General features: G+C 67.7%; 7 protein-coding genes. 6 read left to right on the top strand and 1 reads right to left on the bottom strand.

Going from position 1 to position 14,389, the window contains the following annotated elements; translation table 11 throughout:
• The first annotated feature begins 36 nt into the window (after positions 1-36).
• The 6 genes from OHA37_RS15175 (at position 37) to OHA37_RS15150 (ending at position 11,162) form a co-directional block, all read left to right on the top strand.
• A complete protein-coding gene (locus OHA37_RS15175) occupies positions 37-909 on the top strand; it encodes an LppX_LprAFG lipoprotein (protein WP_266905480.1) in 873 nt (290 codons plus the stop codon).
• Between the two features lie 40 nt (positions 910-949).
• The gene (locus tag OHA37_RS15170; protein WP_266905478.1) at positions 950-1,783 is read left to right on the top strand and encodes a hypothetical protein; all 834 of its coding nucleotides are present in this window, start codon (positions 950-952) and stop codon (positions 1,781-1,783) included.
• A 289-nt stretch (positions 1,784-2,072) separates the two neighbouring features.
• Entirely contained in the window at positions 2,073-2,603 is a 531-nt protein-coding gene (gene rplJ, locus OHA37_RS15165) for a 50S ribosomal protein L10 (protein ID WP_215023401.1), read from the top strand.
• A gap of 110 nt (positions 2,604-2,713) precedes the next feature.
• Entirely contained in the window at positions 2,714-3,094 is a 381-nt protein-coding gene (rplL, locus tag OHA37_RS15160; RefSeq protein WP_266905476.1) for a 50S ribosomal protein L7/L12, read from the top strand.
• Between the two features lie 588 nt (positions 3,095-3,682).
• Positions 3,683-7,165, top strand: a complete 3,483-nt coding sequence (rpoB, locus tag OHA37_RS15155; protein WP_243333342.1) for a DNA-directed RNA polymerase subunit beta — start codon at positions 3,683-3,685, stop codon at positions 7,163-7,165.
• Positions 7,166-7,262: 97 nt separating this feature from the next.
• Entirely contained in the window at positions 7,263-11,162 is a 3,900-nt protein-coding gene (locus OHA37_RS15150; RefSeq protein ID WP_243333344.1) for a DNA-directed RNA polymerase subunit beta', read from the top strand.
• 107 nt (positions 11,163-11,269) lie between these two features.
• Here OHA37_RS15150 and OHA37_RS15145 read toward each other — a convergent pair whose 3' ends face one another.
• Positions 11,270-13,741, bottom strand: coding sequence for a YfhO family protein (locus tag OHA37_RS15145; protein ID WP_266905473.1), 2,472 nt, complete (start codon positions 13,739-13,741; stop codon positions 11,270-11,272).
• Positions 13,742-14,389 lie beyond the last annotated feature (648 nt).

Genomic DNA, 14,389 nt, shown 5'->3' with positions numbered 1-14,389 from the left:
GATTACTGCAAACGATCACATCTGGGGTGGGGACTCTTGTTCGCGTACCGCAACGGCAACCGTAAGAAGACCGCTGGGGCCGCGCTGGCCGCCGTACTGCTCGTGGGTGGAGCCACGGCGTGCGAGAGCGGGCAGAAGGACGGCACGGGGAAGGCTGCGGCCTCCCAGAGCTCCGCGAAGGGCGCTGTGGAGGTGACCCCGGCCGCCTACCTGGAGAAGGTCAAGGCGAAGTCGGAGGAGATCACCTCCCTGCGCTACTCGATGACGGGCACCGCGGAGGGCGAGCAGTTCTCCGGCGACGTCGCCATGCGGCTCAAGCCGTCGGTGGCGATGTCGATGAAGATGACCACCTCGGGCGAGGGCGGCCAGGGGGCCGAGATCCGCCTCCTCGACCAGGTGATGTTCATCGGCTCCGAGGGCAAGTGGATCAAGTTCGACATGAAGAGCCTGGACCCGGCCATGGCGGAGAAGCTGAACAGCGCCGGCGGCACGGCGAACAAGACCGGCGAGAACCCCGGTGACCGGGCGGGTGAGCTCCTCAAGGCCAAGGACCTCAAGCTCGTCGGCGAAGAGACCATCGACGGGGTGAAGACCAAGCACCTCAGCGGCACGGTCAGCCTCGACGAACTGCGGGCCGCGCTGGCCTCCTCGACCCCCGAGGCCAAGAAGCGCCAGGAGAAGTCCGTCACGGATCTGGAGGCGCAGGGCGTGAAGAGCCTGACCCTGGACATGTGGATCGACGAGTCGGACCACACCAAGCAGGTCCGTACCCGCGGTGAAGCGGCCAAGGGCCCGGTGGACACGACCATCAAGTTCCTGGACTACAACCAGCCGGTCGAGGTGGCCGCGCCGCCCGCCGACCAGGTCGTCGACCTCGCCGAGATGATGAAGGGCGCGGGCGAAAGCTGACCCCCGGGTCCGGCACGCACGACGAACAAGGTTTTCTTTCATGGGGGAGCACGTAATGAACAAGGCTGTCTGGACGCGAACCGGTGCCGCCCTTGCGGGCGCCGCACTGCTCGCGGGCGGCCTCACGGCCTGCGGCGCGGACGAGCCCGCCGCGGGCAAGGACGGGGGCGCCGCCTCGAAGAGCGAGGCGGCCAAGGCCCCCGCGCCCGCGGAGGCGGTGAAGGCGGCCTACCTCAAGACGGTGGCGGCCAAGTCCGCCAAGGTCGAGCTGACGACCACCGACCCGGCCCAGAAGACCTCGGCCCACTCCGGCTCCAAGGGCTGGTACCCGTCCAGCCACGACATCGTGCTGAAGAGCGACGGGCGCGACAAGCGCTCGATCATGATCGGCGACGTCATCTGGAGCAAGCTGGACAAGCCCGTGAAGGGCAAGTCCTGGATGAAGATGAGCCTGGCCAAGGACGGAAAGCCGGGCGTGCGGCGGGGCGAGGACCCCGCCGAGTACCTCGCGATGCTCCTCGGACAGGACACCGTCCGGTACGTGGGCGCGGAGCAGGTCGACGGGATCGAGGCCGAGCACTACAAGGCGATCCTCACGGACACGGAGCTGCTGAAGGCGGACGACGCCACGAAGGTCATGGAGGAGAAGAACCGCCAGTACCTCCACGAGGCGCTCAAGGGCATCAAGGAGCTCCGGATCGACCTGTGGATCGGCAAGGACGGATACCCCGTCCGCGTCGACTCCACGGAGACGGGAGCCCCGGAGGGCCCGCTCCAGACGAAGGCGAAGTTCTCCGCCTTCGGCACGACTCCCGCCGTCGCCGCGCCGCCGGCCGAGGACACCGTGGACTTCGACGACGTCATCGGCGGATGAGCCGCCGGGCCCCTTGCGGGACCGCCCGCAAGGGGCCCGGTGGACGGATTTGCTCCGTGTCGGGTGGTTCCCGTACTCTTCCGGAGAAGCCAAAGACCGCTGGTCGTTGCCGTGCCTGCAAGGGTGCGGTGGCCGAAGGATCCGCTAACTGCGGACGTCCTGCGCAGGTGTTCAAGGAAAGTTCCCGGACTCGTTCCGGTTGAGCTACGCCCTGGCGCCTGCGCCGGGGCGTTTCGTATTTATGCCCCTTCTGAGCGGTCCTCATCACCCGGAAGGAGGCCGACGCACTATGCCGACGCCCAACAAGGCTGCCGCGGTAGCCGAGCTCACGGACCAGTTCCGCGACTCGAACGCCGCCGTGCTGACCGAGTACCGGGGTCTCACCGTCGCGCAGCTCAAGACGCTGCGTCGCTCTCTCGGTGAGAACGCCCAGTACGCCGTGGTGAAGAACACGCTGACCAAGATTGCGGCCAACCAGGCCGGGATCACCGCGCTGGACGAGCACTTCGCTGGTCCCACCGCGGTCGCCTTCATCACCGGTGACCCGGTGGAGTCGGCGAAGAGCCTGCGTGACTTCGCCAAGGAAAACCCGAACCTCATCATCAAGGCGGGTGTCCTTGATGGTAAGGCGCTCACCGCCGATGAGATCAAGAAGCTTGCGGACCTCGAGTCCCGCGAGGTTCTGCTCAGCAAGCTGGCCGGCGCGTTCAAGGGCAAGCAGTCTCAGGCTGCCTCGCTCTTCCAGGCGCTGCCGTCGAAGTTCGTCCGCACTGCGGAAGCGCTTCGCGTCAAGCTCGCCGAGCAGGGCGGTGCCGAGTAATTCGGCTCGCGCACTGATCCACGCCGCCTAGTGCGTGGGTCAAAGCGGGCCGTTACGCCCGCCTCTATATACATCCGGCACCTGCCGATTTAGTGGAAGGATCGCCCATCATGGCGAAGCTCAGCCAGGAAGACCTGCTCGCTCAGTTCGAGGAGCTCACCCTCATCGAGCTCTCCGAGTTCGTGAAGGCGTTCGAGGAGAAGTTCGACGTCACCGCCGCCGCGGCCGTCGCCGCTGCCCCGGCCGGTGGCGCTGCCGCCCCCGAGGCCGTCGAGGAGCAGGACGAGTTCGACGTCATCCTCACCGGTGCCGGCGACAAGAAGATCCAGGTCATCAAGGTCGTGCGCGAGCTGACCTCCCTCGGCCTGAAGGAGGCCAAGGACCTCGTCGACGGCGCTCCGAAGCCCGTCCTCGAGAAGGTCGCCAAGGAGGCCGCTGACAAGGCTGCCGAGACCCTCAAGGCCGCCGGCGCCACCGTCGAGGTCAAGTAACACCTCTGAGGCCTCTCTGAGGCCTCATCCAAGGGCGATCACCCGTAAGGGTGGTCGCCCTTTGGCGTACCCGGAGTGCCTGATTTGCCCCCGTCTCGTTGGGGAGTAGGGTGATCTTCGTTGCTCTGCGGCAGGGTCCTTCGATGATCCGCTCGGAGCAGGGGGCCTTGACGAACGGGACGCGGCGCGCAATTCTCAGATCCGTCGCGAGATCGGCAGACTCGATCCGAGATCCGAGGCATGGATCGGGCCCGCATCGGGCATGGATCGACTACGAAGAGGGCAGTACTGTTACGCGCTCTGTATGCGAGAGCCGAACCGTTGGACGCAGTTGAAACGACATGGGGAAGGCCTGTTGCCGGTTTCCGGAAACCTGGTCTGGACATCAGTGAGCCTAGTGGCTACACTGACCCTTTGCGCTGCCTGTTAGCTGCCCCCTGCCCGTCGCCAGGGGCATGCCCACGCATGAGCACACTTGATTGAACGGCCCTGAGCTGGTCCTTTTGACCAGATGGGGGGCGCTTGTCTTCTGTGTCAGCTGGGACCGGTACGCGCGTAGTGAGTCCGAGCCCTCGGAAGGACCCCCTCTTGGCCGCCTCGCGCAACGCCTCGACCAATACGAACAACGGTGCCAGCACCGCCCCGCTGCGCATCTCCTTTGCAAAGATCAAGGAGCCCCTCGAGGTTCCGAACCTCCTGGCGCTGCAGACCGAGAGCTTTGACTGGCTGCTCGGCAACGCCGCCTGGAAGTCTCGCGTCGAGTCGGCGCTTGAGAGCGGACAGGACGTTCCCACCAAGTCCGGTCTGGAAGAGATCTTCGAGGAGATCTCGCCGATCGAGGACTTCTCCGGGTCGATGTCGCTGACGTTCCGCGACCACCGTTTCGAGCCGGCGAAGAACTCGGTCGACGAGTGCAAGGACCGCGACTTCACGTACGCGGCGCCGCTTTTCGTCACTGCCGAGTTCACGAACAACGAGACCGGAGAGATCAAGTCTCAGACGGTCTTCATGGGCGATTTCCCGCTCATGACCAACAAGGGCACCTTCGTCATCAACGGCACCGAGCGTGTCGTCGTGTCGCAGCTCGTCCGTTCCCCCGGTGTCTACTTCGACTCCTCCATCGACAAGACGTCCGACAAGGACATCTTCGCCGCCAAGATCATCCCTTCCCGGGGTGCCTGGCTCGAGATGGAGATCGACAAGCGCGACATGGTCGGTGTTCGCATCGACCGCAAGCGCAAGCAGTCCGTCACCGTCCTCCTGAAGGCTCTCGGCTGGACCACCGAGCAGATCCTCGAGGAGTTCGGCGAGTACGAGTCCATGCGCGCCACCCTGGAGAAGGACCACACCCAGGGCCAGGACGACGCGCTGCTCGACATCTACCGCAAGCTGCGTCCCGGCGAACCGCCGACCCGCGAAGCCGCTCAGACGCTGCTCGAGAACCTCTACTTCAACCCGAAGCGCTACGACCTCGCGAAGGTCGGCCGCTACAAGGTGAACAAGAAGCTCGGCGCCGATGAGCCGCTGGACGCCGGCGTGCTCACCACCGACGACGTCATCGCGACCATCAAGTACCTGGTCAAGCTGCACGCCGGTGAGACCGAGACCGTCGGTGAGTCGGGTCGTTCGATCGTCGTCGAGACCGACGACATCGACCACTTCGGCAACCGTCGTCTGCGCAACGTCGGCGAGCTCATCCAGAACCAGGTCCGTACGGGTCTGGCTCGTATGGAGCGCGTCGTCCGCGAGCGGATGACGACCCAGGACGTCGAGGCGATCACGCCGCAGACCCTGATCAACATCCGGCCGGTCGTCGCCTCCATCAAGGAGTTCTTCGGCACCAGCCAGCTGTCGCAGTTCATGGACCAGAACAACCCGCTGTCGGGTCTCACCCACAAGCGCCGTCTGTCGGCGCTTGGCCCGGGTGGTCTGTCCCGTGAGCGGGCCGGCTTCGAGGTCCGAGACGTTCACCCGTCGCACTACGGCCGCATGTGTCCGATCGAGACCCCTGAAGGCCCGAACATCGGTCTGATCGGCTCGCTCGCGTCCTACGGCCGCGTCAACGCGTTCGGCTTCGTCGAGACCCCGTACCGCAAGGTCATCGAGGGTGTCGTCACCGACGAGGTCGACTACCTGACGGCCGACGAGGAAGACCGCTTCGTCATCGCCCAGGCCAACGCCGGCCTGTCCGACGACATGCGCTTCACCGAGAACCGCGTGCTGGTTCGTCGTCGTGGCGGCGAGATCGACTACATCGCCGGCGACGACGTCGACTACATGGACGTCTCCCCGCGCCAGATGGTGTCCGTCGCGACCGCGATGATCCCCTTCCTGGAGCACGACGACGCCAACCGTGCCCTCATGGGCGCGAACATGATGCGCCAGGCCGTTCCGCTCATCAAGGCGGAAGCGCCGCTCGTCGGCACCGGCATGGAGTACCGCTGTGCGGTCGACGCCGGTGACTCGATCCGTGCGGAGAAGGACGGTGTCGTCCAGGAGGTCTCGGCCGACTACATCACCGTCGCCAACGACGACGGCACGTACACCACGTACCGCGTCGCCAAGTTCTCCCGCTCGAACCAGGGCACCTCGGTCAACCAGAAGGTCATCGTCAACGAGGGTGACCGGATCATCGAGTCCCAGGTCCTCGCCGACGGTCCTGCGACCGAAGAGGGCGAAATGGCCCTCGGCAAGAACCTGCTCGTGGCGTTCATGCCCTGGGAAGGTCACAACTACGAGGACGCGATCATCCTGTCGCAGCGCCTCGTACAGGACGACGTCCTCTCCTCGATTCACATCGAGGAGCACGAGGTCGACGCCCGTGACACCAAGCTGGGCCCCGAGGAGATCACCCGGGACATCCCGAACGTCTCCGAGGAGGTCCTGGCGGACCTCGACGAGCGCGGCATCATCCGCATCGGTGCGGACGTCGTCGCCGGCGACATCCTGGTCGGAAAGGTCACGCCCAAGGGCGAGACCGAGCTGACCCCGGAAGAGCGCCTGCTCCGCGCGATCTTCGGTGAGAAGGCCCGCGAGGTGCGTGACACCTCGCTCAAGGTTCCTCACGGTGAGATCGGCAAGGTCATCGGTGTCCGCGTCTTCGACCGCGAGGAGGGCGACGAGCTTCCCCCGGGCGTGAACCAGCTGGTCCGCGTCTACGTCGCCCAGAAGCGCAAGATCACCGACGGTGACAAGCTCGCCGGCCGCCACGGCAACAAGGGTGTCATCTCCAAGATCCTTCCGATCGAGGACATGCCCTTCCTTGAGGACGGCACGCCGGTCGACATCATCCTGAACCCGCTGGGTGTCCCGTCCCGAATGAACCCGGGACAGGTCCTGGAGATCCACCTCGGCTGGCTCGCCAGCCGCGGCTGGGACGTCTCCGGCCTCGCGGAGGAGTGGGCCGAGCGACTGAAGGTCATCGGCGCCGACCGCGTCGAGCCCGGTACCAACGTCGCCACCCCGGTGTTCGACGGTGCCCGCGAGGACGAGATCTCCGGCCTCTTCGAGCACACCATCCCGAACCGCGACGGCGACCGCCTGGTCCTCCCGTCCGGCAAGGCGCGTCTGTTCGACGGCCGCTCCGGCGAGCCGTTCCCGGAGCCGGTCTCGGTCGGCTACATGTACATCCTGAAGCTCCACCACCTGGTCGATGACAAGCTCCACGCTCGGTCGACCGGTCCGTACTCGATGATCACGCAGCAGCCGCTGGGTGGTAAGGCGCAGTTCGGTGGCCAGCGCTTCGGTGAGATGGAGGTGTGGGCGCTTGAGGCTTATGGCGCCGCTTACGCCCTCCAGGAGCTCCTGACCATCAAGTCCGATGACGTGACCGGCCGCGTGAAGGTCTACGAGGCCATCGTCAAGGGCGAGAACATCCCCGAGCCGGGCATTCCCGAGTCCTTCAAGGTGCTCATCAAGGAAATGCAGTCGCTCTGCCTCAACGTGGAGGTGCTGTCCTCGGACGGCATGTCCATCGAGATGCGCGACACCGACGAGGACGTCTTCCGCGCGGCGGAGGAGCTCGGTATCGACCTGTCCCGGCGTGAGCCGAGCAGCGTCGAAGAGGTCTGACGGGCCTGACGGGGGGCTCGCTCAAGAGCCCCCCGTCATCCCCGGGACCGTTCAGACCATGATTGAGACTCGACCCCGAAAGAGGGATTGACGCACAGTGCTCGACGTCAACTTCTTCGACGAGCTGCGGATCGGCCTTGCCACCGCGGACGACATCCGAACCTGGTCCCACGGCGAGGTCAAGAAGCCGGAGACCATCAACTACCGCACCCTCAAGCCCGAGAAGGACGGACTCTTCTGCGAGAAGATCTTCGGTCCGACCCGGGACTGGGAGTGCTACTGCGGTAAGTACAAGCGTGTCCGCTTCAAGGGCATCATCTGTGAGCGTTGTGGCGTCGAAGTCACGCGCGCCAAGGTGCGTCGCGAGCGGATGGGCCACATCGAGCTTGCCGCTCCCGTCACCCACATCTGGTACTTCAAGGGCGTCCCGTCGCGCCTCGGATACCTGCTGGACCTCGCGCCGAAGGACCTCGAAAAGGTCATCTACTTCGCCGCGTACATGATCACGTTCGTGGACGACGAGCGCCGCACCCGCGACCTCCCGTCCCTGGAGGCGCACGTCTCCGTCGAGCGCCAGCAGATCGAGAACCGACGCGACTCGGACCTCGAAGGCCGTGCCAAGAAGCTCGAGACCGACCTGGCCGAGCTCGAGGCCGAGGGCGCCAAGGCCGACGTACGCCGCAAGGTGCGCGAAGGTGCCGAGCGCGAGATGAAGCAGCTCCGTGACCGCGCCCAGCGCGAGATCGACCGCCTCGACGAGGTGTGGGCCCGCTTCAAGAACCTCAAGGTCCAGGACCTCGAGGGCGACGAGCTGCTCTACCGCGAGCTGCGCGACCGCTTCGGTACGTACTTCGACGGCTGCATGGGCGCCGCGGCGCTCCAGAAGCGTCTGGAGTCCTTCGACCTCGACGAAGAGGCCGAGCGCCTCCGCGAGATCATCCGTACCGGCAAGGGCCAGAAGAAGACCCGTGCGCTCAAGCGCCTCAAGGTCGTCTCCGCGTTCCTGCAGACCAGCAACAAGCCCAAGGGCATGGTTCTGGACTGCGTGCCGGTGATCCCGCCGGACCTGCGTCCGATGGTGCAGCTGGACGGTGGCCGCTTCGCGACCTCCGACCTGAACGACCTGTACCGCCGCGTGATCAACCGCAACAACCGTCTGAAGCGCCTCCTCGACCTCGGTGCCCCCGAGATCATCGTGAACAACGAGAAGCGCATGCTTCAGGAGGCCGTCGACGCCCTCTTCGACAACGGTCGTCGTGGTCGTCCGGTCACCGGTCCCGGTAACCGCCCGCTGAAGTCCCTGAGCGACATGCTCAAGGGCAAGCAGGGTCGATTCCGTCAGAACCTCCTCGGCAAGCGCGTGGACTACTCCGCGCGTTCCGTGATCGTCGTCGGTCCCCAGCTGAAGCTGCACCAGTGTGGTCTGCCCAAGGCCATGGCGCTGGAGCTCTTCAAGCCGTTCGTGATGAAGCGCCTGGTCGACCTGAACCACGCGCAGAACATCAAGTCGGCGAAGCGCATGGTCGAGCGCGGCCGCACGGTCGTCTACGACGTGCTCGAAGAGGTCATCGCCGAGCACCCGGTTCTGCTGAACCGTGCGCCCACGCTGCACCGCCTCGGCATCCAGGCCTTCGAGCCCCAGCTGGTCGAAGGCAAGGCCATCCAGATCCACCCGCTCGTCTGCACCGCGTTCAACGCGGACTTCGACGGTGACCAGATGGCCGTGCACCTGCCGCTTTCGGCAGAGGCGCAGGCCGAGGCCCGCATCCTGATGCTGTCCTCGAACAACATCCTGAAGCCGGCAGACGGTCGTCCCGTCACCATGCCGACCCAGGACATGGTGCTGGGTCTGTTCTTCCTCACCACCGACGGCGAGCTCCGTGACGTCAAGGGCGAGGGCCGCGCGTTCGGCTCGACCGCCGAGGCGACCATGGCGTTCGACAACGGCGAGCTGGCTCTCCAGTCGGCCGTGGACATCCGCTTCCCGGTGGGCACCATCCCGCCGCGCGGCTGGGTGGCCCCGATCGCCGAAGAGGGCGAGCAGGAGTTCCAGCCGGGCGACAGCTTCCGTCTGAAGACGACCCTGGGTCGCGCGCTCTTCAACGAGCTGCTTCCCGAGGACTACCCGTTCGTCGACTACTCGGTGGGCAAGAAGCAGCTCTCCGAGATCGTCAACGACCTGGCGGAGCGCTACCCCAAGGTCATCGTGGCGGCGACGCTCGACAACCTGAAGGCGGCCGGCTTCCACTGGGCGACCCGTTCGGGCGTCACCGTGGCCATCTCCGACGTCGTCGTGCCCGAGGCCAAGAAGGCCATCGTCAAGGGCTACGAGGAGCTGGACGAGAAGGTCCAGAAGCAGTACGAGCGCGGTCTGATCACCAAGGACGAGCGCACGCAGGAGCTCATCGCGATCTGGACCAAGGCGACCAACGAGGTTGCCGAGGCGATGAACGCGAACTTCCCCAAGACGAACCCCATCTTCATGATGGTTGACTCGGGTGCCCGAGGAAACATGATGCAGATGCGACAGATCGCCGGTATGCGTGGTCTGGTGTCGAACGCGAAGAACGAGACCATCCCGCGTCCGATCAAGGCGTCCTTCCGTGAGGGCCTCACCGTTCTGGAGTACTTCATCTCCACGCACGGTGCCCGTAAGGGTCTGGCGGACACCGCCCTGCGTACCGCCGACTCGGGTTACCTGACCCGTCGTCTGGTGGACGTCTCGCAGGACGTCATCATCCGCGAGGAAGACTGCGGCACCGAGCGCGGCCTGAAGCTGAAGATCGCCGTTCGCGGCGAGGACGGCGTGCTGCGCAAGGCCGACGACGTCGAGACCTCGATCTACGCCCGCATGCTGGCCGAGGACGTCGTCATCGACGGCAAGGTCATCGCGCCGGCCAACGTCGACCTCGGTGACGTGCTCATCGACGCCCTGGTCGCCAACGGCGTCGAGGAGGTCAAGACCCGCTCGGTCCTGACCTGTGAGTCCGCGGTCGGCACCTGTGCCTTCTGCTACGGACGCTCGCTCGCCACCGGCAAGCTGGTCGACATCGGTGAGGCGGTCGGCATCATCGCCGCCCAGTCCATCGGTGAGCCCGGTACCCAGCTGACGATGCGTACCTTCCACACCGGTGGTGTGGCCGGTGACGACATCACGCAGGGTCTGCCGCGTGTCGTCGAGCTCTTCGAGGCCCGTACCCCGAAGGGTGTCGCCCCGATCTCCGAGGCCGCCGGCCGCGTGCGGATCGAGGAGACCGAGAAGACGAAGAAGATCGTCATCACGCCCGACGACGGCAGCGAGGAGACGGCCTTCCCGATCTCCAAGCGCGCCAAGGTCATCGTCGGCGAGGGCGACCACGTCGAGGTCGGCCAGAAGCTGACCATGGGTGCCACCAACCCGCACGACGTGCTGCGCATCCTCGGCCAGCGTGCGGTCCAGGTCCACCTGGTCGGCGAAGTCCAGAAGGTCTACAACTCGCAGGGCGTGTCGATCCACGACAAGCACATCGAGATCATCATCCGGCAGATGCTGCGCCGCGTGACGATCATCGAGTCCGGCGACGCGGAGCTCCTGCCGGGCGAGCTGGTCGAGCGGTCGAAGTTCGAGACCGAGAACCGTCGTGTGGTCACCGAGGGCGGTCACCCCGCCTCCGGCCGTCCGCAGCTGATGGGTATCACCAAGGCCTCGCTCGCGACCGAGTCCTGGCTGTCGGCGGCGTCCTTCCAGGAGACGACCAGGGTTCTGACGGACGCGGCGATCAACGCCAAGTCCGACTCCCTGATCGGCCTCAAGGAGAACGTCATCATCGGTAAGCTCATCCCGGCCGGTACGGGCCTCGCCCGCTACCGCAACATCCGGGTCGAGCCGACCGAGGAAGCCAAGGCCGCGATGTACTCGGCCGTCGGCTACGACGACATCGACTACTCGCCCTTCGGCACCGGCTCCGGCCAGGCTGTCCCGCTGGAGGACTACGACTACGGCCCGTACAACGGCTGAGGTCGCTAAGCAGTAGGCAGTTCGAAGAAGCCCCCCGCCGCTCCGAGAGGAGAGGCGGGGGGCTTCTTCGTGTCGTGGACGCCGTCGTCGATCGGGCCCGGCGTGGATCAGGTCCCGGTGCGGCGGCGCAGGCCCGTCACGGTGACCGAGGCCAGGGCCAGGAGGGCGAGGGTGGCCCCGGCCAGGCCGGGGGTGAGGCCCTTGGGGCGGAAGGTGCAGGAGACCTTGTCGGCGCCCCGCGGGATGTCCAGGGAGACCAGGCCGTGGAAGCTCTTCACCGGGGCCGAGCACTGCCAGCCGGGGACGGCGGTCATCGCGAAGACGGCGGTGCCGGAGGCGTGCTTCGGGAGGGTGGCCTCGATGGTGTGGCCTCCCGCGCTGACGTGGGTGGCGCCCGTGACGGTGAGGCGGCCGACCGTGGTGGCGAGCGCGGCCCGGTCCAGGCAGCCGACGGGGTGCGGGCCGGCGGTGCCGCCCCGGGTACGGGTCCGCACGGTGACGTCGACCCGGCCGGAGGCGGGGACCTCGCCCAGGCGCAGGACCCCGGCCGTCCTGTCCCGCAGGGGCCTCTCGGTGCCCGCGTAGGCGAGGGTGCCGTACAGCCGGGGCGAGTACCAGAAGGCTTCGGAGCCGGGGGTGCACCGGGCGGTGTAGCGCTGTTTCGCGGCGCTGCCGCCGCGGGCGACGGGCGGGACCCGGTAGACGGTGGCGCCGAGGAGCTGCTCCTGGTGGGCGTAGACGGCGGCCGGGGGATTGGGGGAGGTGTACGGGGCGCTGCGGACGGTGACCAGCGGCGGTGTGGGGAAGGTGCGGGCCCTCCAGCCGTCCTTCTCCGGACTCGGTTCGGCGCGGGCGCCGATCGAGAAGATCGCGTCCAGGACGGGATTGTCGGCGCCGAAGAAGGTGCGGCCGTCGTTCTTGTAGCCGTAGCCGAGGGGTTCGAGGGCCTCGTAGGTGGCCTCGGGGAGGTAGCTGCTGTAGTACTGCGGGCCCTGCGCCCGGAGCGCGAGCGCGTCGTTGTACGAGGTCTGCGGGCCGCCCGGGTCGGTGCGGTACGCGGGCCAGCGGTCGACCGAGCGGACGGCGTCGAAGTGGTTCGTGATCGACCTGCTGGAGGTGACGACCGGCTTCGCCCAGCGTTCGCGGGCGCGGCGGGCGTCCGCGCTCGCCGCGGCGGCGGTGGATTCGGCGAAGACGACGCCGACCATGAGGACCGCGGCCACGGGGACCAGTACCCGGTGCTTCTCGCCCACGGCCAGGAGGACCAGCGCGAGGAGCGACACCGCGCCGCCGCCCAGGACGGCCGGCCAGGTGGCGCCGCCGAAGTCGTTGGTGTGGCGCAGCGCGAACGTGGCGGCGACCAGCAGGGCCGCCGTCAGGGCCAGGTGGAGCGGGCGCGGCCGGTTGGCCAGCGACAGCCAGGCGATGACCACCACCAGGCCGCTGAACACGAAGGCCTCGCGGTACGGGTTGCCGTTCGGCACCGCGAGCCCGTGCCACACGTACTGGGTGGGCGGGAACTGGAAGGAGACGGCGACGAGCAGGGCCGCCCCCGTCCATGCCAGGCGGGTCCTGCGCGCGATCCCCGTGTTGAGGAGGAAGGACCCGGCCAGGATCAGGCCGAGCGAGGCCACGTACAGCCGGGGCCGGCCGCCCCACAGGTGGGTGCCGGGGAGCATGCCCGTCAGGAAGACCTCGATCCGGACCGGATCGAAGGCGGCCGCCCTGGTGGGCTGGGCGGCCCCGCTGGACAGGAACGCGGGCAGGAGCAGGGGGAGCGTGAGAAGGATGCCGGTCGCGGCGGCCGTCGCGGCCCGCCACACGGCGCGCAGCCGCTGGGCTCCGGTGAGGTCGAGGACGATCAGGCGGACGGCGAGGAGCACGCACGCGGCCATCGTCGCCATCATCGCGGTGTAGAAGTTCCCGAACCAGGCGAGCGAGACCAGCAGGGCCGCGCCCGGCCAGCGGCGGTCCTCCAGGCACCACTCGACGGCGATGCCCAGGAGCGGGAGCGCGACCAGGCCCCACAACCACATCGGGATGTACGAGGCGTCGCTGAGAGCCCAGCCGCACAGCCCGTAGACGGCGCCCAGCACGCCCCGCTGCCACCACGGGCCGGGGTGGAGCTTGCCGAGGTAGACGGCCATCAGGGCGGCGGCGGTGCCCATCGTGACCGGGGTGATCGCGAAGACGGCGAGGTCCACGTGGGCGCGGGGGACGAGGACGGCCAGCCAGGAGAAGGGGTTGCCGAGGTAGGTGTGGTAGTCGGACAGGAACTGCTGGCCGAAGCCGCCGTGCCAGGTGAAGAGGAGGTCGCCGGCGGCCCGGCCGTGCACCAGGTCCCACAGCGCCCGGTGGAAGGGGACGTACTGGTTGGCCTGGTCGTTGACGGCCCGGCCGGTGTGGCCGAAGGGGAAGGTGCCGCGGGCCGCCCAGGACGCGACGAAGGCGCCCGAGGCCGTGAGGAACGCGAGGAGCGGGCCGGGGAAGCGGGCGGCGCGGCGCGGTGCGGGCCGGGGCCGGTCCTGATCGGGAGGTGGACTGCTCTGCGTCGCGGGCTCGACGGCCAAGGTCCCCAAGGGTCTGCTCCCTGCTGGTCGACTGTCCGACTGGTGGCACGTCGGATCCGGCGCCCATGGTGTCGCGCAGCGGCTCCGGTCCACGGCGACGGACGGCTGGTCCGGCCGGTGCGGGTCCGTCACGGGCGTCCGCCCTACGGGTGCGGGGCCCGGCGGCGGTGCGGGCGGCGGCGGCCCGGGGCAGGCGGGGGCAGGCGGGGGCCGCCGGACGCGTGGACCGGGGCGGGTGGCGGGACGGCCGTCGCCGGGGCGCTCCGGACGGGTGTGCGCAGGGTGTGCCAGGCGGCCCCGGACACGGGGTTCCTCCTTTCGGTGGAGCGCGCGGGCCGCGGTTGCCGGCCGGGGAGCACGCGTCCTCGGGACGCGCCTGAACCCACGGCCACCGCCCCGGTACGGTGCGTGCGGCCGCGAGCGGCTGGGGGCTCCGCCTAGCACATGTGCACCACGGGCGCACATCGCAGGGGTCGCATCCGGGCTTCGGCCTTGTGGCGACTGGCCAGGGGGCCCTTCGGGCTGCGGGGTCCGGGGCTTTTGTTTTGACCGGAGTGGATGCGGTAGGTACGCTCAGACCTTGTGCCTGGGGTGTGCCTGGGCTCCTGTGCGTGTCCATCAACCGCACCTGAGCCGTATCAGCCACCGCGATTCGTG

This window comes from Streptomyces sp. NBC_00335, from assembly GCF_036127095.1.
Classification (GTDB): domain Bacteria; phylum Actinomycetota; class Actinomycetes; order Streptomycetales; family Streptomycetaceae; genus Streptomyces.
The sequence above is the reverse complement of the archived record's forward strand: the minus strand, read 5'-3'. Positions and strand labels throughout refer to the sequence as shown.